The sequence below is a fragment of the Neobacillus sp. NPDC058068 genome (assembly GCF_042885335.1).
Taxonomy (GTDB): Bacteria; Bacillota; Bacilli; order Bacillales; family Cytobacillaceae; genus Neobacillus.
Genome location: NZ_JBHVSI010000002.1, coordinates 1 through 24,726, shown reverse-complemented (window position 1 = coordinate 24,726; position 24,726 = coordinate 1). Strand labels below are relative to the sequence as shown.

Sequence of the window (24,726 nt, the reverse complement as noted above, 5' to 3'; positions counted from 1 at the left end):
GGCGAAATTGATTCGCAAAATAGAGGATGTCCCGGAACCTCAGGACATCCTCTTATATTATTTATTTCTTCAATTTCAACACCAATTCTTCATCAGGAGTCACATAAACCGTCTGCTGGTTGTCATAAATCACAAATCCCGGCTTAGCACCGCTTGGCTTTTTGACATGGCGGACTTTTGTGAAATCAACAGGCACGGAGCTTGAATTCCGTGCTTTACTGTAATAAGCGGCCAAAATGGCTGCCTCCCGAATGGTTTCATCGGATGGTTCTTTGCTGCGAATCACAACGTGCGATCCCGGTATGTCCTTCGTATGCAGCCAAATTTCATCCCGTGCCGCCAATTTATTGGTCAAATAATCATTTTGCTTATTATTTTTTCCGACGATGATATCGGTCCCATCTGAAGCAATAAAATGATCCAAAACAGGCTTAACGTTTTGCACTTTCTTCCCGTTCCGTTTCTTGCGTTCTCGTATATAACCGCCTTCAACAAGCTCTTCACGTATTTCCTGAATATCCTTCGGTGAAGCAGCCTGAACCTGTTGCTGTAAATTATCAAAGTAAGCTACTTCAGCAAGCGCGAGTTCGATTTGCTCCTCGACGACAGAAACAGCATTTTTTGCTTTTTGGTATTTGGAGAAATACTTTTGCGCATTTTCAGATGGCGTCTTTCTCGGGTCGAGCGGAATCACAATGGTGCCGCCCAATTCATCATAATAATCGAGAACTTCAATTTCCTTCATACCCTTTTTGGCCGCGTAAAGATTAGCGGTTAACAGTTCGCCAAAGCGCTGATATTGCTCAGCCCGTTCTGCTTCTTTTAACGTGTTCTCAAGCTTCGAGATTTTCTTTTCATTTTTTTCTTTTTCATTACTAATAAAGCGCTCGACATCATTCCCTTGCTGCTTTACGCGGTCGCGTTCTGCTTTGCCAAAATAATAGCGGTCAAGCATTTCACTTAAGGTTGCAAAACTTTTCGACTCGCCCTTTAAATGCTCAAGTGGGAAAAGATAAAACGATTCCTTTCCATTTACAGACATAATCGAAGGAGAGAGATCTCCTGCTGCTATTTTTTTTATCAGACGGATAAATGTCTCAGGCACAGTCGTACGATTAGCCAGGCCGCTTTGAAAAATAACTTCCTTAGCAAATAAAGGAGACGTACCGGCAAAATGCTCGACCAGCTGGTGGTCAAGTTTGCCTCCCATAAAATCCACTGACCTCAATACATCCTCTGGGGCAGCTTCAAACGGATTTAATTTGTTTTGTTCAGGAGGGCGTATGTAAGGCTGACCCGGCAAAATCGCCCGGTGGCTGTTCACGGCGAATGAGACATGCTTAATGCTGTCAAGAATAACATTCCGCGTTTTATCGACCAAAACAATATTGCTGTGCCGCCCCATAATTTCAACAATTAATTGTTTATAGCTAATATCACCGATTTCATTTCGGCCCTTAATTTCAAAAATAATCATCCGGTCATTATTAACTTGATATAAATCCTCTAATATATAGCCCTCAATATGCTTTCTAAGCAGCATACAGAACATTGGCGGTTCACTCGGATTATCGTACGGTTCGTTAGTGAACTGCACCCGTGCATAGCTTGGGTGTGCCGATAAAAGCAGCTTTTGATTCACTCCGTTTGCCCGAATGGTAAGAATCACTTCATTTTTATAAGGCTGTTGAACTTTGTTTATCCGCCCGCCCTTTAGTGAACGAACAAGCTCATCGACCATTGCTTTTGTAAATAAACCATCAAATGACATCGAAAACATCCTTTTCTAAACATATGATTACATTATAACCTACTTAACTTAAATCTGTCTTAATTTACCCAGCAATGGCAACTTAATATAGCATTTTTTGGGACGACCCCGAATATGCTTTCTTTAGAGCAAGTACTTATAGGTATTTAAAGGGGGAAGTGAGATGGTCGGATGAAATTCCATGAAATGAAGATAGAGCAAGTAGAAAAGGCCTTAGAAACCGACTTTTCTTCTGGATTATTACAGGAAGAAGTGGAGAAGCGGATTAAACAGCACGGACTAAATGAATTGGACGAAGGAGAAAAGCAATCGGCTTTACTCTTATTTTTTAGTCAATTTAAGGATTTTATGGTGTTAGTCCTCCTAGCAGCAACCTTGATTTCCGGCTTGCTCGGCGAATATATTGATGCCATTGCCATTATTGCCATCGTCATTATAAATGGGTGCCTTGGTTTTTACCAAGAACGGAGAGCAGAGAAATCGCTCCAGGCATTGAAGGAATTATCCGCACCGTATGTATCTGTAATGCGGGAAGGAAAATGGCTGAAGATTCCATCAAAGGAAATCGTCATCGGGGATATTTTAAAGTTTACCAGCGGCGACCGGATTGGCGCTGATGTCCGTGTCGTTGAATCTAAAAGCTTAGAAATTGAAGAATCGGCGCTTACAGGCGAGTCTGTTCCCGTTTCAAAACATATCGATTGCTTAACAAACCCTAATCCGGGAATTGGCGATATGGAGAATATCGCCTTTATGGGTACGATGATTACAAGGGGAAGCGGTGTCGGGGTTGTAATCGCAACAGGAATGAAAACAGCAATGGGACAAATTGCTGATTTACTGCAAAATGCAGAGTCACAGGATACACCGTTGCAGCGGCGTTTAGAGCAGTTGGGGAAAATATTAATCACAGTCGCTTTGCTTTTAACCGTACTTGTTGTCGTGGTCGGTGTTTTACGCGGACACGAAATTTACGAGATGTTTTTAGCAGGTGTTTCGCTTGCAGTTGCAGCGATACCTGAAGGGCTGCCGGCAATTGTGACCGTGGCATTATCGCTCGGTGTTCAAAAGATGATTAAGAAAAATGCCATCGTCAGGAAACTTCCGGCCGTCGAAACTCTTGGCTGTGCATCGGTGATTTGTTCTGACAAAACCGGGACGATGACGCAAAATAAAATGACTGTTACCCACCTTTGGAGCGGAGGACAAACATGGACAGTCGACGGAGTGGGCTACCAACCGCAAGGTAATTTTTATCGAAATAAAGAAAAGGTAAACCCGAAAGACGAAAAAACCTTGCAGCAAATGCTGTTATTCGGGATGCTTTGCAATCATTCGGATTTGGTCATGAAGGATGAGGATTTCATTCTTGACGGGGACCCAACGGAGGGTGCACTGCTTGTAAGTGCGATGAAAGCTGGTTTTGATCGGAAAACATTATTAAAAGAGTTTACAATTATTAATGAATTCCCATTTGACTCTGCCAGAAAAATGATGAGTATCCACGTGAAGGACAAACAGGGCCGGCATTTTATTGTTACAAAGGGAGCACCGGATGTCATTTTAGGGATTAGTGAATCGATACTATGGGACGAACGCACGCAATTTTTAAATAAGCAAACAAAAATAAAGGTTCAGGATGCGATCGATGGTCTCGCTGCAAGGGCACTGCGTACGATTGCGGTTGCCTTTAAGCCAATCCCTGCTAATACGATCATCTTAAGTGAACATGAAGCAGAGAAAAAATTAACCCTAATTGGTGTACAAGGAATGATTGACCCGCCACGACCTGAAGTAAAAGATGCTGTCAAAGAATGTAAGGATGCAGGAATTAAAACTGTGATGATTACCGGTGACCATGTCATCACTGCCAAGGCGATTGCCGCCCAGCTAGGGATTTTAACCAGCAAAAGCAAGGTGCTTGATGGGAAGGCTTTGGCTAATATGTCGGTTGAAGAGCTTGAAGATGTAGTTAATGATGTGGCTGTGTTTGCCAGGGTTTCACCGGAGCATAAGCTAAAAATTGTTAAAGCATTACAAAATCGCGGACATATTGTTGCGATGACAGGTGATGGTGTCAATGATGCCCCAGCGATTAAAGCTGCAGATATCGGGGTGGCGATGGGAATTACCGGAACAGATGTTGCCAAAGAAGCATCGTCGCTAATCTTGTTAGATGATAATTTTGCGACGATTAAGGCGGCAATAACTGAAGGCAGAAATATCTATGAAAATATTCGAAAATTTGTCCGTTACTTACTAGCATCAAATGTTGGTGAAATATTGGTGATGTTGTTTGCAATGTTATTAGCACTTCCGCTTCCCCTTGTACCTATTCAAATCCTTTGGGTAAACCTGGTGACAGACGGACTGCCGGCCATGGCCCTCGGGCTTGATCGTCCAGAAGAAGACGTGATGAAACGGAGGCCAAGAAGCCCGAATGAAGGTGTATTTTCTCGTGGACTGGGATGGAAGGTTGTCTCAAGAGGATTCCTAATTGGCGTCGTGACTTTATTAGCGTTTATGATTGTTTATCATAACGATACTAGCCAGCTGGCCTATGCACAAACCGTTGCCTTCGCCACCCTTGTTATGGCCCAGCTTATCCATGTGTTTGATTGCCGCAGTGAAAAGTCGGTGTTGTCGAGAAACCCATTTGGGAATCAATACCTTGTTTGGGCAGTCCTGTCTTCCCTTGCATTGATGTTTGTCGTCATTTATTATCCACCGCTGCAGCCGGTTTTCCATACCTTGCCTATCGCCGCAAAAGACTGGTTGTTGATTGGTGGGCTCTCCTCAATACCAACTTTTTTACTAGCAGGATCATTTTTGTTAAGAAAAACAAAATAAAGTATGTTATAATCCAAAAGGTAATAGAGATGAGCTCTATTGCCTTTTGTGATTTTTTTAAAAAATAATCCCGATCAATTTTTTCACAGATTGGATGTGCCAGTGATGGTTTTTAGTATGACAGGCTTTGGCAGGGGAAAGACAGAATCGGATTCCTTCTCAGTGAATGTGGAAGTTAAAACAGTCAACCACCGATTTTGTGAGATGAATATCCGCTTGCCGAGACAGCTATTAAAAATAGAAGATAAAATAAAAAAGAAAATAATCCAGCATATTCGGCGCGGCAGGGTTGAGGTCTATGTAAGTGTTGAAGGGGAAGGAGTCGTTACCCGAACAGTCCATGTAGATTGGAAGCTGGTTGAAGAGTACTACCAATTCATCAAGCAGGCACATGAAAAATTCGGTATTGAAGGAACAATCACACTCCAGGATTTACTTAATCGAACAGATCTTTTACATATAGAAGAAAGTGAAGCTGGCAATGAAGAACTTGAGAATTTAGTATTAACAGCAACAGAAGAAGCGGTTATCTTATTAAAGGAAATGCGCAGGGCCGAAGGGGAAGAATTGAAGAAGGATTTGCTGGCAATGCTTTCGCACTTAGAAGGAAATGTATTTGAACTTCAAAAGTTTGCGCCGTTCGTGGTGCAATCATTCAAAGACCGTCTTACAAAAAGAATGCAGGAATTTACCAATGGGCAAATTGATGAAACGCGGATTTTAACGGAAGTGGCAGTTTTTGCAGACAAGGCTGATATAAATGAAGAAATTACAAGGTTAAAAAGCCACATTCAACAATTTATGCAAACAATAAATGAACAGGAACCCATTGGCAGGAAGCTGGATTTTCTTGTACAGGAAATGAATCGAGAAGCAAACACCATCGGTTCAAAAGCAAATGATTCCAACATTGCGAAAAGGGTAGTCGAAATAAAAAGTTTACTAGAGAAATTGAAGGAACAAGTACAGAATATCGAATAGGCCTTGTTTAGAAACTGATTTAGACGGTCAAAATATATTATTGATGATTGGATTGAGACCATGTCGATTAAATTGATTAATATTGGATTTGGAAATATTGTTTCTGCCAATCGAATTATTTCCATTGTCAGCCCTGAATCTGCCCCAATAAAAAGAATTATTCAAGATGCCCGTGACCGGGGATCACTGATTGACGCTACATATGGAAGACGGACACGGGCAGTGATTGTCATGGATAGCGACCATGTTATCCTCTCCGCTGTCCAGCCTGAAACGGTTGCCCATCGTTTAACAGACCGTGACGATACTATTGATGAAGGGTAGGATTTTTTAACATGCAGGAAAAAGGATTGCTGATTGTACTTTCTGGGCCATCCGGTGTTGGAAAAGGAACGGTTCGAAAAGAGATTTTTTCCCATCCAGATACAGCGTTTGAATACTCCATTTCGATGACAACCCGCTCGCCGCGCGAAGGGGAGATCGATGGTGTTGATTATTTTTTTAAGTCAAGAGCAGAGTTTGAAAAATTAATCGAACAAGGCAAGCTGTTAGAATACGCCGAGTTTGTCGGAAACTATTATGGAACCCCAGTTGATTATGTACGTGAAACCTTGGATTCCGGAAAAGATGTTTTTCTAGAAATCGAAGTAAAGGGTGCCCGCCAAGTTCGGGAAAAGTTTCCTGAAGGGTTATTTATCTTTCTGATGCCGCCAAGTCTTTCCGAATTGAAAAACCGGATTGTGACAAGAGGAACGGAAACAGATGATATTATTCACAATCGGATGCTGTCTGCCCGTGAAGAAATTGAAATGATGGAATTATATGATTATGTTGTTGAAAATGATCAAGTTGATCTCGCTTGTGAACGTGTAAGAGCCATCGTAACGGCTGAACATTGCCGCAGGGTACGAGTTGAACATCGTTATAAAAAATTGTTGGAGGTTGAATAAAATGTTGTATCCATCTATTGATTCCTTGCTTGAAAAAATTGATTCTAAATATTCACTTGTATCTGTTGCGGCGAAGCGTGCCCGTGTGATGTCGCAAATTAGAGATGAAAGGCTGCCAAAATATGTTTCCTATAAATATGTAGGGAAAGCATTAGAGGAAATATACAGCGGTGAGCTGACATACCGGATTGCCAAAAAAGCAGAAACAAGTGCAGAATAGTATAATAGGAATAATCAGCTAGTAAATGACGAAAGAAGGTCTGACAAAGGAAAACTCCTTGCGTGTCAGCCTTTTTTATTTTTTAAGCTTTTTGTCGAATTTAGTAACGAAATAGATGAAAAGTTAATGCTGTTCCATCATAATAAAGAAAGAATGAATGTACTAGAAGTGGGGGATTCGTTGATGATAAAGGATAAGAACATATTATTATGTGTGACGGGCGGAATCGCTGTATATAAAGCCGCTGCCCTGACAAGTAAGCTTGCTCAAGCTGGGGCACATGTTAGAGTTATAATGAGCGAATCTGCAGCGAAATTTGTATCCCCGTTAACCTTTCAAGCCTTATCCCGCAATGATGTGTATACCGATACCTTTGATGAGAAAAATCCTCAGGTCATCGCCCATATTGACCTTGCTGATTGGGCGGATTTAATTCTCGTTGCACCGGCAACCGCCAATACAATTGCCAAATTAGCGGGTGGCATTGCTGATAATATGATTACGACTACACTGCTTGCGGCCGACTCACCTGTTTGGATTGCCCCTGCAATGAATGTTCATATGTACGACCATCCAGCGGTAAAAAAGAACCTCTCGTTATTAGCTGAATATGGCTATCAATTCATCGAGCCAAGTGAAGGCTGGCTTGCCTGCGGTTACGTTGGTAAAGGACGCTTAGAGGAACCGGAGAAAATAGTAGCGTTAATTCAAAATTACTTCGGAAATAATCAAGCAAATCGATTAAATGGAAAAAAGGTGTTAATAACCGCAGGTCCGACGCGGGAGAAAATTGACCCGGTCCGCTTCATTTCCAACCATTCCAGCGGAAAAATGGGATATGCTTTAGCAGCAGAGGCGAAAAGGCAGGGTGCCGAAGTGGTCTTAGTTTCCGGCCCCGTTCAAATACCGGCTCCGTCCGGTGTTGAGATTGTCAAGGTCGAGAGTGCAGAAGAAATGTACAATGCCGTATTGACCCGATTTGATAGCGCGGATTTCGTAATAAAAACAGCGGCTGTCGCAGATTATCGCCCAAAAATCACTCATGATAATAAGGTGAAAAAACAGTCAGGGGACACGACGATAGAGTTTGAACGAACGAAAGATATCTTGTATGAGCTTGGGCAGCGAAAGACGAAACAAATACTTGTTGGCTTTGCAGCCGAAACAAATAATGTCGAAGAATATGCAAGGAAAAAGTTATTTGCAAAAAATGCCGATATGATTGTCGCTAACAATGTTAAGGCTTCCGGAGCAGGGTTTGGCACGGATACGAACATTGTGACACTGTTTAAGCGGAATGGAACGATGACGGAATTACCGCTAATGTCTAAAACAGCTGTAGCAGAAAAAATAATCGAAGAAATTACTGCTCTTCTGAAGGAAATGAATAAAGATGGAAATCGCTAGTGTGATTGTGGATGTTCCGGCAAAACAAACGGATCGGGCCTTCGATTATTTAATCCCTGACCAATGGAGGGATACCATTCAGCCTGGCATGAGAGTAGTTGTTCCATTTGGTCCAAGAAATATTCAAGGATTTGTCATTGAGCTGAAAAAAGAATCTGAGGTTAAGCAGTTAAGAGAAATCATTGAGCCGATGGATCTTGAACCGATTTTAAATCATGAATTACTGGAGCTTGGGAACTGGCTGACGGAAAATACACTTTGTTTTAAAATATTTGCCTATCAGGTAATGCTGCCGGCAGCGTTAAAAGCGAAATATGAAAAAATGGTAAAACTGGCTCCAGGAGTAGAAATAAGTGCACTCCCGTTATCATTGCATTCATTTTTCGCAAAGAATGGAAAACTAGATTGGCAGGATGCTTTGAAGAATGGAATTGTTTCCTTATTACAAAAGGAAACAGCAAAAGGTCAACTTGAAGTCCATTATATCGTGAAGGAAAAAGTCAGGAAAAAACAACAGAAATATATCCGTCCACTCGTTTCCCAAGCAGTCTTAACCGAAGAAATGGGGAAATTACCAGTAAATGCAGAAAAGCAAAAACAAGTAATAAGCTTTTTTATCGAACGTTTTGCTCCAATTGAAATGAGACTGCTAGTAGCTGAACTGAATACCACAGCTTCGACTGTTAAAGCGTTAGTTGGTAAAAGGATTCTAGCTGAGGAGGAAGTAGAGGTATATCGCGATCCGTATGAGCATCGAAGATTCGAGAGAACGAAACCATTGCCCTTAACTAAGGATCAGCAAACCGCGATTGTACCGATATTAAATGCAGTAGAGCAAAATCAACATGAGGTATTTTTGCTTTATGGGGTAACGGGGAGCGGCAAGACGGAAATCTATCTGCAATCGATTCAAGAAGTCATTGAAAAAGGGCAGGAAGCAATTGTGCTTGTACCGGAAATTGCCCTCACCCCTCAGATGGTGAATCGTTTTAAAGGCAGATTCGGTGACTTAGTCGCTGTATTACACAGCGGGTTGTCGGCCGGAGAAAAATATGATGAGTGGCGCAAGATTCAACGGAAGGAAGTAAAAGTTGCCGTTGGAGCCAGATCAGCTATTTTTGCTCCATTTGAAAACCTTGGCATCATTATTATCGATGAAGAGCACGAAACAAGTTATAAACAGGAAGAAATGCCGCGGTACCATGCGCGGGATGTGGCGATTGAAAGGGCGAAAACCTATAGCTGCCCTGTTGTCCTTGGAAGTGCAACACCTTCACTTGAGTCCTTTGCCAGAGCACAAAAAAAGGTATATCATCTTTTAACACTGCCAACCCGGATGAATAACCAAACTCTTCCGCCAGTCGAAATCATTGACATGCGCGAGGAACTTCGCGAAGGCAACCGATCAATGTTTTCTCGGAAGCTGTTTGAAATGCTCAAGGATCGAATCGAGAAAAAGCAACAAACTGTCTTGTTTTTAAATAAGCGCGGCCACTCCTCATTTGTGATGTGCCGGGACTGTGGTTATGTCATGAATTGTCCGAATTGCGACATCTCGCTTACTTATCACCGCGTTAATGAGCAGATGAAATGTCATTATTGCGGCTATGAAAGTTTTGTCCCTAAGGCATGTCCTGAGTGTTCAAGTGAACATATCCGCTATTTTGGAACGGGTACACAAAAGGTAGAGGATGAGCTTGGGAAAATTCTTCCGGAGGCAAGGGTCATCCGGATGGATGTTGATACAACGGGACGTAAAGGTTCACACGAACGATTATTAAAGGATTTTCAGGATGGAAAAGCAGATATTCTACTAGGAACACAAATGATTGCCAAAGGGCTTGACTTCCCCAACATTACTCTAGTCGGGGTGCTTTCCGCCGATACGATGCTGCATTTACCGGATTTCCGTTCATCAGAAAAAACCTTTCAACTGTTAACGCAAGTCAGCGGGCGGGCAGGACGCCATCAATTGCCTGGTGAGGTCATCATTCAAACCTATACGCCTGAACACTATAGCATCGAGCTTGCTGGAACACAGGACTATGATCTCTTTTATCAGCAGGAAATGTTGAACCGAAAAATGCATCATTATCCACCGTTTTATTTTCTATCACTTATTACCGTCAGTCATGAACAGTTGTTGGCAGTTGTATCAGCAACAGAAAAAATCGTCAACTATGTCCAGTCGCGGTTATCACCAGAAGCAGTGGTGTTGGGACCTGCAGCATCGCCTATACCTAGGATTAATAATAGATATCGCTATCAATGTCTGATAAAATACAAACGGGAACCGAACTTGACAACTACATTAAAAACAATTCTCGATCAATACCAAAAGGATACAAAGAGCGGACTGCAGGTATCAATCGATGTAAACCCGTTTATCTTAATGTAATATCGGTGAAAATAAAGATAACATATTAATAAAATACATCTTAAAAACCAGATAATATGGAGGAACAGCTTTGTCAATACGAAAAATTGTCATGCATCCTGCCGAGATTCTTGAGCAGATATGCAGACCTGTAGAAAAATTTGATAGAAAACTTGCGAAAATACTTGATGATATGTATGACACAATGATTGAAAATGATGGGGTTGGTCTTGCTGCACCGCAAATCGGACTAAATATGCGTGTCGCAATTGTTGATATCGATGATGAATTGGGAACAATCGAAATGATTAACCCGCGGATTATGAAAACAGCTGGCGAACAAACAGGACCAGAGGGTTGCTTAAGCTTTCCTGACCTTTTTGGCGAAGTAACAAGACCTGACTTTGTAAAGATTGAAGCCTTTGATCGAAAAGGCAGGAGCTACTCACTTGAGGCAGAAGGTTTCCTTGCTAGGGCGATTCAACATGAAATTGATCATCTTGACGGAATATTATTCACGACCAAGGTAATTCGATACCTCAAGGAAGATGAGTTAAAAGGAGTAGAGACTGAATGACGAAAATTGTTTTTATGGGGACCCCCGATTTTTCTGTGCCGGTCTTACAGCAAATCATCAACGATGGTTATGAGGTCATTGGCGTTGTCACCCAGCCAGACCGTCCAGTAGGGAGAAAAAAGCTGTTAACACCGCCACCGGTCAAGGTAGAGGCATTAAAACAAGGGATCCCCGTCTACCAGCCAGAAAAAATCCGTCAAGAAGAGGAACTTGCGAAAATCCTGTCCTTAAACCCAGATTTAATTGTTACAGCAGCCTTTGGGCAAATTTTGCCGAAGAAGCTGTTAGAAGCGCCTAAATACGGCTGCATAAATGTTCATGCCTCACTGCTGCCGGAACTCCGAGGTGGAGCTCCGATCCATTACGCGATAATTCAAGGTAAAAAGAAAACTGGTGTTACCATCATGTACATGGTTGAGAAATTAGATGCCGGCGATATTTTAACAAGTGTTGAGGTGCCAATTTCAGAAGAGGACAATGTTGGTACACTTCATGAGAAGTTAAGTGCGGCAGGGTCAAAATTGTTATCTGAAACATTAAAGCCCCTAATTGAAGGGCAACTCACGCCAAAGCCGCAAAACAATGCGGAAGCAACGTTTGCTGCCAACATTAAGCGGGAACAGGAAAAGATTAACTGGACAAAAACGGGTGAAGAAATCTATAACCATATTCGCGGGATGAATCCTTGGCCGGTTGCCTTTACATTGATGGATGGTCAAGTCTTAAAAATATGGCGCGCTGAAAAGGAAACAGGTTTAATGAAACAAGAGCCTGGAATGATCTTGAAAATTGAGTCAGATGGCTTCACCGTTAGTACGGGTAATGAAACCGCCATTAAAATTATTGAACTTCAGCCATCAGGGAAAACAAAAATGATGAGTGAACAATTTTTACGCGGTGCAGGTTCAAAAATATTAATAGGCAGCAAGCTAGGAGATTAACATGACTTCAACGAAAAAAAATGTCCGGGCAATTGCCATGGACCTGTTAGTGACGATCGAGAAAAATCAATCATACAGTAATTTGCTTCTTAACAGCACAATTGAAAAAAACGAATTATCGCCTGTAGATATCGGATTACTGACAGAATTGACTTATGGGACATTGCAAAGACGAATGGCGCTGGACTTCTTTTTAAAGCCGTTTGTCAAAGATAATAAGAAATTAGCAAATTGGATTCATCATTTACTAAGACTAACGCTTTATCAAATGGTTTATCTCGACCGAATCCCCGATAGAGCAGCTATCTATGAAGCGGTTGAAATTGCAAAGGAACGCGGGCATAAAGGGATTGCCAGTCTGGTAAATGGGGTGCTCCGGAGCATTCAGAGAGAAGGACTTCCATCTTTGGAGGAGGTAACGGATCCCAACGAAAGACTTGCACTTGAGACCAGTCATCCAGAATGGCTAGTTACTAGATGGGTTAACCAATTTGGCTACGATAAAACGAAAGAAATGTGCGAGATAAACTTAACGGCACCAATGCAAACTGCAAGAGTGAATCTCACAAAGATTTCCCGCGATGAATGTATCGCCATTTTGGAAGAAGACGGTTTTCAAATTGAAAAGAGTCCGGTCATTCCTGAGGCAATCAGGTCGTTAAAGGGAAATTTAGCTTCAACCATTGCCTTTAACTATGGGATGTTCACGATTCAAGATGAAAGTTCAATGCTTGCTGCCTATGCTTTGGGTGCCAGGCAAGACGAATTTATCCTCGATGCCTGTGCTGCCCCTGGCGGTAAAAGCACGCATATTGCTGAAAAAATGAACAATACCGGCGAAGTAATATCGGTTGATCTTCATCAGCACAAGGTAAGATTAATCAATGACAATGCCAAACGTTTAGGATTAGGAAACATAAAAACAAGTGTCTCTGATTCTAGACATTTACAGGAAAAGTTTAAGCTTGAATCCTTCGATCGCATTCTTCTCGATGCTCCGTGCTCGGGACTTGGCGTAATGAGGAGAAAGCCTGATATGAAATATACGAAAACAGAAAAGGATTTAGAGCGCTTAAGCACGATTCAGCAAGATCTCTTAGCGTCTGTTACCCCATTATTGAAAAAGGGCGGCATTCTCGTCTATAGTACATGTACAGTAGATAAACAAGAAAATCAAGATGTGGTTGCAACATTTTTGCAGAATAATCCGGAATTCGAAGCAGATCTATCTTTTAAAGATAGGATGCCAGAAGCAATTCAACCATTCATTACTGGCTTTGACCTGCAAATATTCCCGCAGGATTTTGGCTCGGATGGATTTTATATAGCAGTTTTAAGAAAGAAGGTGTAACAGTTGGAACAAATGAATACAACTGAGACGAATACAACATTGGACATGAATAAGAAATCGATTTACTCTTTGCAGCTTGACGAATTAAAGGCTTGGCTGTCAGAAAACGGTGAAAAACCATTTCGGGCTGAGCAGATTTTTGATTGGCTTTATAAAAAGCGAATTACCTCCTTTGAAGATATGAGCAATGTCGCAAAAGGCTTGCGTGATAAACTGTCAGAACATTTTCAGCTGACAACTCTTAACACTGCAATTCAGCAAACATCTGCTGACGGAACGATAAAGTTTCTCTTTGAACTGCATGACGGGTATTCAATCGAAACTGTGCTTATGCGCCACGATTACGGGAACTCTGTTTGTGTAACGACTCAGGTTGGCTGCCGGATTGGCTGTACCTTCTGCGCCTCCACGCTTGGAGGTCTTAAAAGACACTTGGAAGCAGGCGAAATTGTCTCTCAAATTGTCAAAGTACAACAAACACTTGATGAAACAAATGAACGGGTCGATTCGGTTGTTATTATGGGGATTGGTGAGCCATTCGACAACTACGATAATATGCTTTCATTTTTAAAAATCATTAACCATGAAAAAGCGCTTAATATTGGGGCGCGTCATATTACGGTGTCGACAAGCGGAATCGTTCCAAAAATTTATAAGTTTGCCGATGAAAAAACGCAAATAAATTTTGCAATTTCACTGCACGCACCGAATACGGAATTACGTTCAAGATTAATGCCGATTAACAAAGCATATAAACTTGATGACTTAATGAAAGCAGTACGGTATTATATCGATAAGACAGGTCGCAGGATAAGCTTTGAATACGGTCTTTTTGGCGGTGTGAACGACTCGGTCGAGCATGCAGAAGAATTGGCTGGCCTATTAAAAGGAATCAAGTGCCATGTGAATCTGATTCCCGTAAACTATGTGCCTGAAAGAGATTATGTCCGGACCCCAAGAGAAAAGATTTTTGCCTTTGAAAAAACATTGAAAAACCTAGGAATTAATGTAACCATTCGCCGGGAGCAGGGGTCAGATATTGATGCAGCATGTGGACAGCTTCGTGCAAAGGAGCGAAAAGAGGAGACGAGGTGACAAAAAGTGAAGGCTGTATATAGAACGGATCGAGGCAGGATCCGCCAGAATAATGAGGACAGTGTTGGAACTTTTGTTAACCGGGACGGACATCGCCTAGCCATCGTAGCTGATGGCATGGGCGGTCACCGTGCCGGGGATGTTGCAAGTAATATGACTTTGACACATTTACAGGAAATGTGGGAGGAATCAGAAGGTATACAAACAGCGGATCAGGCGGAAGCGTGGCTGAAAACGCATATTCTCCATGTAAATAAATTATTATTTGAACATGCTAATAATAACTCGGAATGTGAGGGAATGGGTACGACCATTGAAGCGGTGATTGCTACCCAGCTCTTTTCAACACTTGCTCATATTGGCGACAGCCGCTGTTATATCTTAAATGATACGGGATTTCAGCAATTAACCGAAGACCATACTCTCGTAAATGAATTAGTTCGTACTGGTCAAATTTCAAAAGAGGATGCAGAGCATCATCCTCGGAAAAATGTTATTCTGCGCGCATTAGGAACAGAACCGGATGTAAAAATCGATATTAAAACGATTATGTTCGAGGAAGGCGATTTTCTTCTTTTATGTTCCGATGGATTATCGAATAAGGTAAATGAAGCGTTCATGGCTACAATACTGCAAAACGAAGATTTCCTTGAACAAAAAGCTTCAACACTAATTGACATGGCAAATGAAAATGGTGGAGAAGATAACATCACCCTAATCATACTAGAGTTTGACGATGAAATTGAAAGAGGGTGAAAATAAATGCTAATTGGGAAAAGAATAAGCGGCCGCTATAAAATATTGGAAATGATTGGCGGAGGCGGTATGGCCAATGTATATTTGGCTCATGATATGATTCTTGACCGCGATGTTGCAGTAAAGATGCTTCGTCTCGATTTTGCTAATGATGAAGAATTTATCCGCAGGTTTCACAGAGAAGCACAATCGGCAACAAGCCTTGCCCATCCAAATATCGTTAATATTTTTGATGTTGGTGAGGAAAATGATCTCTATTATATTGTGATGGAATTTGTCGATGGAAAAACACTAAAACAATACATACAACAAAATTCCCCTTTAAAAGTGGAAGATGCAATTGAGATTATGAGTCAGCTAACTTCAGCGATTACTCATGCCCATCAAAACCATATTATCCATCGTGATATTAAGCCGCATAATATTTTGGTAGATCATAATGGCAACGTAAAAGTCACCGATTTCGGAATTGCTATGGCGCTAAGTGCAACGAGCATAACCCAAACGAATTCTGTACTTGGTTCTGTTCATTATTTATCACCGGAACAGGCCCGTGGCGGTATGGCAAACAGGAAGTCTGATATTTATTCGCTGGGGATTGTGATGTTTGAGTTATTAACAGGCAGGCTTCCGTTTTCCGGGGAATCAGCCGTATCAATAGCACTTAAGCATCTTCAATCAGAAACACCTTCTGTTAGAAGATGGAATCCAAATATTCCGCAAAGTGTTGAAAATATTGTATTAAAGGCAACTGCAAAAGATCCATTCCATCGTTATAACAGTGTTGATGAGATGGAGGAAGATTTAAGAACAGCACTCAATCCGGAAAGGATGAATGAATCAAAGTTTGTCATTCCGATTGATAATGAGGCGACGAAGGCCATCCCGGTAATTACAAATGACCAGCTTAAAAACCTTGATGAAACTTTAGTCCACAGCAGCGAGAAACCGGTGAATAACAGCAAAGAATCAAAGAAAAATGGAAAAAAAGGCAAGAAACGAAAAAAATGGCCGTTGATATTAATATCTACCTTCCTGACACTTGTCATTCTAGGATTATTAGCTTTTACAGTTTTACCAGGAATGTTGTCTGCAAAGGACATCAAAATTCCAGATGTCAGCGGTATGAATTTAGATGATGCCATTTCCAAGCTTAAACTTAAAGGACTAGATGTTGGAGACAAGATTGAAATCACTGACAATGTAGTGAAAAAAGGGAACGTTATCAAGACAAATCCTGAGATCGGGTCGACGGTTAAGGAAAATTCGAAAATTACCATCTACGTTAGTTCCGGAAAAGAAAAATATGAACTGTCAAATTATCTGGGGCGCAGCTATGAGGATGTCTTCAGCTTATTAAAAACTAAAAACTTTAAAGATATTAAAAAAATTGAGAAAAACGATGAAAGTGATCCTGGATCGATTATAAGTCAAAACTATTCTGAGGGCGAAAAAGTGGTTCCTGAAGAGACGGTTCTGGAGTTTGAGGTTAGTAAAGGTCCCGAAAAAATTATCTTAAAGGACTTAACACAATACAATGTAAATGGTGCTCAGGATTATGCCTCATTAGTTGGGCTGACATTAGACGCCTCTCAAGAAAAATATGATGATAATATCCCTGCCGGAATGGTCATTTCCCAATCACCTAAGGAAGGCACGTCGATGACAAAAGGTGACAAGGTTACCGTGATTATTTCAAAAGGAAAAGAGGAAAAACCGCCAAAAGAGTTAATTATTGAACTGCCAATTCCTTTTGAACCAGCTGTACCAGGGGAGCCAGGACAGAAACAATTAGTTACCATTTTCATTCAAGATGCGTATCACAGTATGACAGATACGGCAGATTCTTTTTATATTACCGAAGATATAAAGAAACCAATAAAATTATATATTCCATTTAACGGGAAAGCAAGATATCAGGTCATTCGTGATGACAAGGTTATATTCGATGAAAATAAAAGCTATTCAGATACGGAGTAATTTTACTGTTGAAGAAAATTATTGAACGAAATATTACAGAGGAAATAAACACTTGGAAAGATAAATTGCAAGGAGTGTGGCTATGCCTGAAGGGAAAATTGTTAAAGCATTAAGCGGTTTTTATTATGTGCTTCATAACGAGGAACTGACCCAATGCCGCGGAAGAGGTGTTTTTCGCAAGAACAAAATTACCCCGCTTGTTGGAGACGAAGTGGTTTTTCAAGCTGAAAATGATCTTGAAGGTTACATTCTCGAAGTGAAAGAGCGGAAGAATGAATTGGTCCGTCCGCCGATTGCAAATGTGGATCAGGCAATTCTTGTTTTTTCTGCTGTAGAACCAGATTTCAGCACCGTTTTATTGGATCGGTTTCTTGTTTTGGTTGAATTTAATCATATAGAACCATTAATCTGTATTACGAAAATGGACCTGGCAACGATAGCTCAAAAGCAAAAGATAGCCGAATTTGCTGATCAATATAAAACGGCCGGTTATGAAGTAATCCTGACATCTTCAGAAACAGCAGCAGGGATTGAACAATTAAATCCCCATGTAGAAAATAAAATATCGGTATTCGCCGGACAGTCGGGTGTGGGGAAGTCTTCATTGCTGAATGTTCTTAGGCCGGGACTTGAATTAAAAACCAATGATATCTCCGCTCATCTTGGCCGTGGAAAGCACACGACCAGGCATGTAGAGCTGATTAAAATTGGAAATGGACTCATCGCAGACACACCAGGCTTTAGTTCGTTAGAATTTACTAACATTGAAGCGGAAGATTTGACCTCCTGCTTTCCAGAATTTCAAAAGGCGAGTGAGTCTTGTAAATTTAGGGGCTGTTTACATGTGACTGAGCCAAAATGTGCTGTTAAGTCGGCAGTTGAGGCAGGCAAAATTCCCGACTACCGTTATAAACATTATTTGGATTTCCTCCAGGAAATCAAAGATAGAAAGCCGAGGTATTAAACATGGTGAAAATAGCACCTTCGATTCTTTCAGCCGATTTTTCAAAATTGGGGGAAGAAATAGTCGCTGTTGAAAAAGCGGGAGCTGACTATATCCATATCGATGTCATGGATGGTCACTTTGTACCAAATATTACGATTGGACCGCTTATTGTGGAGGCAATTCGTCCGCTAACAAAGCTGCCGCTAGACGTCCACTTGATGATTGAGAACCCTGATCAATATATCGAGGCGTTTGTCAAGGCAGGTGCTGACTATATAACAGTACATGTGGAAGCATGCCGTCATTTGCACCGGACAATCCAAACTATTAAAGCTTTTGGTATTAAAGCAGGAGTGGTCCTTAACCCGGCTACTCCCGTAGAAACCATCCACCATATCATTGGTGACATTGATATGGTGTTGTTAATGTCAGTTAATCCTGGATTTGGCGGTCAAAAATTCATTCCTGAGGTTCTTCCAAAAATCAGGAAAGTCAAAGAACTGGCAGCTGAAAAAGGGGCGTCGATTGAAATTGAAATTGATGGCGGTGTAAACCCAGAAACAGCGAAACAATGTATGGAGGCCGGTGCAAATGTACTCGTTGCAGGCTCGGCAATTTATAATCAACCTGATTACGCGAAGGCAATTTCGTTAATTAGAGGGTAAAGCCGGCTGACAAAGCTGGCTTTTTCTTTATCGAAAAGGAGTATGTCATATGATAATAAATATACTTGCCGGAGGTCCTGAAGAACTTCTGCCAGAGTTGACAGACTATGCAGGGGAAAACACTGTTTGGGTTGGTGTTGACCGCGGTGTATTTCATCTTTTAAATCGAAAGATTGTTCCTGAAATTGCGTTTGGGGATTTCGATTCGGTTTCACCGGAGGAATTAGAATTCATTGAAAAGCACGTATCAAATATGAAGCGATACAAACCAGAAAAGGATGAAACCGATATGGAGCTTGCCCTCAATTGGGCATTGGCGCAGGAGCCAACAATAATTCGTATGTTCGGGGCGACAGGGGGCAGGCTTGATCATTTATTTGCCAATGTGCATCTGCTGCTAAATCCACTCAAAGAAAAAAATCCAGCAACTGTCTATTTAATTGATCGTCATAACATCGCTTTTTTGAAAGGACCAGGCAGTTATACAATTGAAAAAATGAAAACAAAAAAATATATATCCTTTGTTCCCTTAACACTTGATGTGAGTGGCATTACGCTTGAAGGCTTTAAATTTCCTTTGATAAATCGTCATATTTCACTTGGCTCTACACTATGTATTAGTAATGAACTTATTAGTGATTATGGTACTTTTTCATTTTCCGAAGGCATATTAATAGTGATAAGAAGTCATGATTAATAGGTACTGATTTCGTTCGTGAGAATAAAATGTAGAGCGTACGAAAAAAGTTGAAATGAATAAGCTGGGGAAGATTTGTGAGGAGGGACAGTATGAAATTTTATACAATTAAACTGCCGAAGTTTTTAGGTGGAATTGTCCGAGTGATGATTGGAGCGTTTAAGAAAAACGAATAGAACGATAAATCTTATGGCACCCATTCATTATTGGGTGCTTTTTATTTTACTTTATTTGGTGGATACTATAAGAAAGAGCACCCTTTTGAAGGATGCTCACGTCTTCTTATTATACGCGTTCTACTTTACCGGATTTTAACGCTCTTGCAGAAACCCAAACACGCTTAGGCTTTCCATCAACAAGAATACGTACTTTTTGTAGGTTAGCACCCCATGTACGCTTGTTAGCGTTCATAGCGTGAGAACGGTTGTTACCAGTTGATGTTTTCTTACCAGTAATTACACATTGACGTGGCATAATGATTTCCCTCCTTAACTACCAAAAGCTTTATACAGCTATCTTTAGTTGCTTCATCTGGATATAGAAAAATGGCCGTGCCAAATTTTCTAGTCTTGAGATACCTTAATAATTTATCATACAACTTATTTGAATGCAATAGTTGTATCAAAACCTTTCAAGAAAAATACCTTGACATTAGGAAAAGTGGACTCCCTCGTTTCGTAAAGTACACTAGTCGCTGGGCGCTTACGCTTGCCAATTCACAAAGTTATCATATATTCTTTAGAAAGGTATGACTTTCAATATTGGATTGACTATAGTAAAATGACTGTAGTCAAGGAGCAATTATTCAGGAGGGGGAACGATTCATGTCCATTGAATTAAAAACAAAGTACGGACAAATTGATATTTCAAACGAAGTAATCGCTACCATTGCAGGCGGTGCGGCTATCGAATGCTACGGAATCGTCGGTATGGCCTCTAAAAATCAAATTAAAGATGGAATAACGGAAATACTTCGAAGAGAAAATTTCACTCGCGGCGTGATTGTACGCCAAGAAAATGAGGCATTACATATTGATATGTACATTATTGTCAGCTATGGAACGAAAATTTCCGAAATTGCCCACAACGTGCAATCAAAGGTTAAATACACCCTCGATAAAACTGTTGGACTTGCCGTTGACTCGGTAAATATTTACGTTCAAGGAGTTCGCGTGACGAACCCGTAATGAGGAGGAAAGTTTGTGTCAATTACAGCATTAGATGGAAAACGTTTTGCCGAGATGATCATTCAAGGTGCCAATCATTTGGCTGCAAATGCAAAAATGGTCGATGCATTAAACGTTTTTCCTGTGCCCGACGGTGATACTGGAACAAATATGAATTTATCTATGACCTCCGGCGCAAAGGAAGTAAAGAATAATGTTCAGGAACATATTGGAAAAGTAGGGGTGGCCCTTTCCAAAGGCTTGCTGATGGGAGCGCGCGGCAACTCAGGTGTCATCCTTTCCCAATTATTTCGTGGATTTTCTAAGGCAGTTGAAACAAAAGCGAAAATTTCCGCGAAGGATTTTGCGCTAGCCTTAGAAGCAGGAGTTGAAACAGCATACAAAGCTGTCATGAAGCCTGTCGAAGGAACGATTTTAACTGTAGCGAAGGATTCCGCCAAAAAGGGTGTTCAAGCAGCCCAAAATTCTACTGATATTATCGACATTATGGAAGAAGTAGTAAAAGAAGCAAAGGCATCCCTAAAGCGCACACCAGATCTGCTGCCTGTTTTAAAAGAAGTCGGCGTTGTTGACAGCGGCGGTCAAGGGCTTGTGTTCGTTTATGAGGGATTTCTTGCTGTTCTAAAAGGAGAAGAACTGCCAGAATCATCCGATTTACTTCCATCCATGTCTGAATTGGTCAGTGCAGAACACCATAAAAGTGTCCAAGGTCATATTAATACAGAAGATATCGAATTTGGCTATTGCACGGAATTTATGGTGAGGTTTGAACAGGAAAAGACAGCCAAACATCCATTTGATGAAGGTGTATTCCGCCATGATCTTAGCAGATTAGGTGATTCTTTATTGGTTATCGCAGATGAAGATGTTGTCAAAGTCCATATTCATTCCGAGCAGCCAGGTGAGGTATTAACATACGGCCAGCGTTACGGTAACTTAATTAATATGAAAATCGAAAACATGCGCCAGCAGCACTCCAATATTGTTGGTGAGTCCCATCAGGCTTTAGTTTCCGAACGCCCTGAATCTTCTAAAGAAATTCAAGAATACGGAATTGTTACGGTTTCAATGGGCGCAGGGATTGCTGATTTATTTAAAAGTATTGGAGCACACGCAGTTATTGAAGGCGGGCAAACAATGAATCCGAGTACGGAGGATATTGTCAAAGCCGTAAAACACGTAAATGCCAAAAAGGTATTTATTTTACCAAATAACAAAAACATCATTATGGCAGCAGAGCAGGCTGCCGATGTTGCCGATGAAGAAATTTATGTAATACCGTCTAAAACGGTGCCACAAGGGCTTTCTGCGCTGCTTGCGTTTAATCCTTCAGCAGAGGTGGCAGCAAATGAAGCAGCAATGAAGGATGCCTTGAAGCACGTTAAGACCGGTCAAATCACTTTTGCTGTCCGTGACACACAAATCGATGGCTTAGAAATCGAAAAAGATGATTTCATGGGTATTGCCGAAGGGAAAATTATTGTAAAAAACAAAGATAAAGGAAACTTGGCGGAAGATCTGTTAACAAAGATGCTCGATGCGGATTCGGAAATTTTAACCATCATCTATGGTGAAGACGTGACCGAGGAAGAAGTAAATAATCTGGCACAATTTGTTGAAGAACACTATGAAGACGTGGAAATCGAAATCCATAATGGCCAGCAGCCATTGTATTCATTTATCTTTTCAATTGAATAAGGAACGGCTAAAATAGAAGGGAGACTAAAAGGGTCAGTCCCTTCTTTTTTGTTTATACATATCTTAAAATAACGTTTTATTGGTGATTTCGCTAAGGGAGAGAGAAATGTGTTCGATAATCTAAACCAATCAGTAACGGCTCTGAGGGGAATTGGGGAAGAAACAGCAGAAGCTCTTGCGGAAATGAAAATCTATACCATTCATGATCTATTAGAATATTTCCCGTACCGGTATGAGGATTATTCGCTAAAGGATTTAACGGAGGTACAGCATGATGAGAAAGTGACCGTCGAAGGGAAGGTTCACAGTGAGCCTTCTCTTGCTTACTATGGAAAAAAGAAATCAAAGCTGACTATCCGAGTTTTCGTCGGGTCATACCTAATAAAAGTAGTTTTCTTCAACCAGCCCTATTTAAAAAATAAAATCATCATGAATGAAACGATAACGGTAACAGGAAAATGGGATGCACATCGGCAAACCATTACCGCAAATGAAATGCAGGCCGGTCCCAACGCTAAAGAAAAAGGTTTTGAACCTGTTTACTCGTTACGAGGCAAAATAACCACAAAAGGAATGCGGAAATTTATTAACATTGCCTTTAATCAATATGGACATTTCATCGAAGAGACGCTTCCCGAAGCCTTTTTAACAAAATATCGGCTCTTGAACAGACAGGAGGCGAGTAGAAAGATGCATTTTCCTGACAATCCAGAGGATGTGAAGCAGGCGCGGCGGCGTTTTGTCTATGAGGAATTTTTGTTGTTTCAATTAAAAATGCAGGCGTTGAGGAAGTTTGAACGCGAGCTTACCCCAGGAATCATTCAAAACTATGATTTGACCAAAGTGAAGGAATTTATCAATAGTCTGCCCTTTCCATTAACAAATGCGCAAAAACGGGTCGTTAATGAAGTGTTAGCGGAACAAAAATCTCCATTCCGAATGAACCGCCTTTTACAAGGAGATGTTGGTTCCGGGAAAACTGTGGTAGCGGCGATTGGTCTATTTTCCAGTATAACTGCAGGCTTTCAAGGGGCTTTAATGGTACCAACAGAAATCCTGGCTGAGCAGCATGCAGAATCACTGAAAAACCTCCTTGAACCTTTTGGGGTCAAGTGCGAACTTTTAACAAGTTCCGTAAAAGGAAAACGGAGGCGCAAGATCCTTGAAGAATTAGCAGAAGGTAATGTTGATATATTAATTGGTACACATGCCTTGATTCAGGATGAGGTAATTTTTAAAAGACTCGGTTTTGTCATTACCGATGAGCAGCACAGGTTCGGTGTTGAACAGCGGAGAGTGTTGCGAGAAAAGGGAGAAAATCCTGATGTGCTGTTTATGACCGCGACACCAATTCCCCGGACGCTGGCGATTACGGTATTTGGCGAAATGGATGTATCGGTCATTGACGAGATGCCTGCCGGAAGAAAGTCTATCGAGACCTATTGGGCGAAGCCGGAAATGCTTGAGCGCGTCCTTGCCTTTGTCGAAAAAGAATTAGTAAAAGGTCATCAAGCATATGTCATTTGCCCGCTCATTGAAGAATCGGACAAGCTAGATGTGCAAAATGCCATTGATGTCCACACGACTTTAACGCATTATTTCCAAAATCGTTATAAGATTGGTCTGATGCATGGCCGCTTAGGAGCGGATGAAAAGGATTCGGTCATGAAGCAGTTTAGCGCAAATGAAGTGCAGGTGCTCGTCTCAACAACCGTTGTGGAGGTTGGGGTGAATGTACCGAATGCGACGATGATGGTCATTTATGATGCGGAGAGATTTGGTTTGTCACAGCTGCACCAGCTGCGCGGACGTGTTGGCCGCGGCAGTGACCAATCCTATTGCATCTTACTTGCCAGTCCCAAGTCTGAAGTTGGTCAGGAACGTATGAGAATCATGACTGAAACGAATGATGGCTTTGTTTTAAGTGAAAAGGATTTAGAGTTACGAGGACCGGGCGACTTTTTTGGAAAAAAACAAAGCGGGGTTCCAGAATTTAAGGTTGCAGACATGGTTCATGATTACCGGGCCTTAGAAACGGCAAGAAATGATGCAGCGATGCTCATCAAGTCGGAAACCTTCTGGACATCACCTGATTATAAGAACTTAAGAGAGCAATTAGAGGAATCTGGCGTTTTAGAAGGAGAGAAACTTGATTAAAATGAAGGCTGTGTTAAAGAACATGGTTGATTTTGAGCACAATGTTGATTGGAGTGGAAGGCGCGAGACTCCTGCGGGAGCAGCGGGACAGGTGAGACCCCGCAGGCGCTTTAGCGCCGA

The 24,726-nt window shown here is 41.3% G+C and carries 22 protein-coding genes; 20 read left to right on the top strand and 2 right to left on the bottom strand.

Features of this window, described 5'->3' with window-relative positions:
- Nucleotides 1–61: 61 nt before the first annotated feature.
- Nucleotides 62–1,771: an Rqc2 family fibronectin-binding protein gene (locus ACFVSW_RS02310; RefSeq protein WP_387311708.1), complete on the bottom strand. Its 1,710-nt coding sequence runs from the start codon at nucleotides 1,769–1,771 to the stop codon at nucleotides 62–64.
- 171 nt (nucleotides 1,772–1,942) lie between these two features.
- Between ACFVSW_RS02310 and ACFVSW_RS02305 the strand changes: the two genes are divergently transcribed.
- The 17 genes from ACFVSW_RS02305 to spoVM all read left to right on the top strand — a co-directional run bounded on the left by ACFVSW_RS02305 (nucleotide 1,943) and on the right by spoVM (nucleotide 19,740).
- Nucleotides 1,943–4,621: a calcium-translocating P-type ATPase, SERCA-type gene (locus ACFVSW_RS02305; RefSeq protein WP_387311706.1), complete on the top strand. Its 2,679-nt coding sequence runs from the start codon at nucleotides 1,943–1,945 to the stop codon at nucleotides 4,619–4,621.
- 105 nt (nucleotides 4,622–4,726) lie between these two features.
- Entirely contained in the window at nucleotides 4,727–5,602 is an 876-nt protein-coding gene (locus ACFVSW_RS02300; protein ID WP_387311704.1) for a YicC/YloC family endoribonuclease, read from the top strand.
- Nucleotides 5,603–5,662: 60 nt separating this feature from the next.
- On the top strand, nucleotides 5,663–5,926 hold the full coding sequence (remA, locus tag ACFVSW_RS02295; protein ID WP_024030186.1) for an extracellular matrix/biofilm regulator RemA: 264 nt from the start codon (nucleotides 5,663–5,665) through the stop codon (nucleotides 5,924–5,926).
- 11 nt (nucleotides 5,927–5,937) lie between these two features.
- Nucleotides 5,938–6,552 carry a guanylate kinase gene (gene gmk, locus ACFVSW_RS02290; protein ID WP_387311702.1) on the top strand — a complete coding sequence of 205 codons (615 nt, stop codon included), beginning with the start codon at nucleotides 5,938–5,940 and terminating at the stop codon, nucleotides 6,550–6,552.
- Nucleotide 6,553: 1 nt separating this feature from the next.
- Nucleotides 6,554–6,772, top strand: a complete 219-nt coding sequence (gene rpoZ / locus ACFVSW_RS02285) for a DNA-directed RNA polymerase subunit omega (RefSeq protein WP_387311700.1) — start codon at nucleotides 6,554–6,556, stop codon at nucleotides 6,770–6,772.
- A 183-nt stretch (nucleotides 6,773–6,955) separates the two neighbouring features.
- The gene (gene coaBC / locus ACFVSW_RS02280) at nucleotides 6,956–8,179 is read left to right on the top strand and encodes a bifunctional phosphopantothenoylcysteine decarboxylase/phosphopantothenate--cysteine ligase CoaBC (protein ID WP_387311698.1); all 1,224 of its coding nucleotides are present in this window, start codon (nucleotides 6,956–6,958) and stop codon (nucleotides 8,177–8,179) included.
- Nucleotides 8,166–10,577 carry a primosomal protein N' gene (priA, locus tag ACFVSW_RS02275; protein WP_387311696.1) on the top strand — a complete coding sequence of 804 codons (2,412 nt, stop codon included), beginning with the start codon at nucleotides 8,166–8,168 and terminating at the stop codon, nucleotides 10,575–10,577. Before coaBC ends, priA begins: the two co-directional genes overlap by 14 nt.
- Nucleotides 10,578–10,647: 70 nt before the next feature.
- Nucleotides 10,648–11,133, top strand: a complete 486-nt coding sequence (gene def / locus ACFVSW_RS02270; protein WP_387311694.1) for a peptide deformylase — start codon at nucleotides 10,648–10,650, stop codon at nucleotides 11,131–11,133.
- Complete coding sequence (fmt, locus tag ACFVSW_RS02265) at nucleotides 11,130–12,074, top strand: methionyl-tRNA formyltransferase (RefSeq protein WP_387311693.1); 945 nt, start codon at nucleotides 11,130–11,132, stop codon at nucleotides 12,072–12,074. The genes def and fmt overlap by 4 nt, the downstream gene beginning before the upstream one ends.
- A gap of 1 nt (nucleotide 12,075) precedes the next feature.
- On the top strand, nucleotides 12,076–13,425 hold the full coding sequence (gene rsmB, locus ACFVSW_RS02260; protein WP_387311691.1) for a 16S rRNA (cytosine(967)-C(5))-methyltransferase RsmB: 1,350 nt from the start codon (nucleotides 12,076–12,078) through the stop codon (nucleotides 13,423–13,425).
- A 12-nt stretch (nucleotides 13,426–13,437) separates the two neighbouring features.
- Nucleotides 13,438–14,520, top strand: a complete 1,083-nt coding sequence (gene rlmN, locus ACFVSW_RS02255; protein ID WP_387312693.1) for a dual-specificity RNA methyltransferase RlmN — start codon at nucleotides 13,438–13,440, stop codon at nucleotides 14,518–14,520.
- A gap of 6 nt (nucleotides 14,521–14,526) precedes the next feature.
- On the top strand, nucleotides 14,527–15,276 hold the full coding sequence (locus ACFVSW_RS02250; protein WP_387311689.1) for a Stp1/IreP family PP2C-type Ser/Thr phosphatase: 750 nt from the start codon (nucleotides 14,527–14,529) through the stop codon (nucleotides 15,274–15,276).
- 6 nt (nucleotides 15,277–15,282) lie between these two features.
- Complete coding sequence (pknB, locus tag ACFVSW_RS02245; protein WP_387311687.1) at nucleotides 15,283–17,256, top strand: Stk1 family PASTA domain-containing Ser/Thr kinase; 1,974 nt, start codon at nucleotides 15,283–15,285, stop codon at nucleotides 17,254–17,256.
- A gap of 82 nt (nucleotides 17,257–17,338) precedes the next feature.
- Nucleotides 17,339–18,220 (top strand): ribosome small subunit-dependent GTPase A, encoded by an 882-nt coding sequence (gene rsgA / locus ACFVSW_RS02240; protein ID WP_387311685.1) that lies wholly within the window; start codon nucleotides 17,339–17,341, stop codon nucleotides 18,218–18,220.
- Nucleotides 18,221–18,222: 2 nt separating this feature from the next.
- Nucleotides 18,223–18,867, top strand: coding sequence for a ribulose-phosphate 3-epimerase (gene rpe, locus ACFVSW_RS02235; RefSeq protein WP_387311683.1), 645 nt, complete (start codon nucleotides 18,223–18,225; stop codon nucleotides 18,865–18,867).
- A 49-nt stretch (nucleotides 18,868–18,916) separates the two neighbouring features.
- A complete protein-coding gene (locus tag ACFVSW_RS02230) occupies nucleotides 18,917–19,564 on the top strand; it encodes a thiamine diphosphokinase (RefSeq protein WP_387311682.1) in 648 nt (215 codons plus the stop codon).
- 92 nt (nucleotides 19,565–19,656) lie between these two features.
- The gene (spoVM, locus tag ACFVSW_RS02225; RefSeq protein WP_387312690.1) at nucleotides 19,657–19,740 is read left to right on the top strand and encodes a stage V sporulation protein SpoVM; all 84 of its coding nucleotides are present in this window, start codon (nucleotides 19,657–19,659) and stop codon (nucleotides 19,738–19,740) included.
- Between the two features lie 109 nt (nucleotides 19,741–19,849).
- Here the strand turns inward: spoVM and rpmB are convergent, their stop codons facing one another.
- Entirely contained in the window at nucleotides 19,850–20,038 is a 189-nt protein-coding gene (gene rpmB, locus ACFVSW_RS02220; RefSeq protein WP_059170097.1) for a 50S ribosomal protein L28, read from the bottom strand.
- Between the two features lie 350 nt (nucleotides 20,039–20,388).
- Between rpmB and ACFVSW_RS02215 the strand changes: the two genes are divergently transcribed.
- From ACFVSW_RS02215 to recG, 3 genes are all read left to right on the top strand, one after another.
- Nucleotides 20,389–20,751, top strand: coding sequence for an Asp23/Gls24 family envelope stress response protein (locus ACFVSW_RS02215; protein WP_024030202.1), 363 nt, complete (start codon nucleotides 20,389–20,391; stop codon nucleotides 20,749–20,751).
- Between the two features lie 15 nt (nucleotides 20,752–20,766).
- On the top strand, nucleotides 20,767–22,449 hold the full coding sequence (locus tag ACFVSW_RS02210) for a DAK2 domain-containing protein (RefSeq protein ID WP_387311679.1): 1,683 nt from the start codon (nucleotides 20,767–20,769) through the stop codon (nucleotides 22,447–22,449).
- Between the two features lie 108 nt (nucleotides 22,450–22,557).
- Nucleotides 22,558–24,606, top strand: coding sequence for an ATP-dependent DNA helicase RecG (recG, locus tag ACFVSW_RS02205; RefSeq protein WP_387311677.1), 2,049 nt, complete (start codon nucleotides 22,558–22,560; stop codon nucleotides 24,604–24,606).
- Nucleotides 24,607–24,726 lie beyond the last annotated feature (120 nt).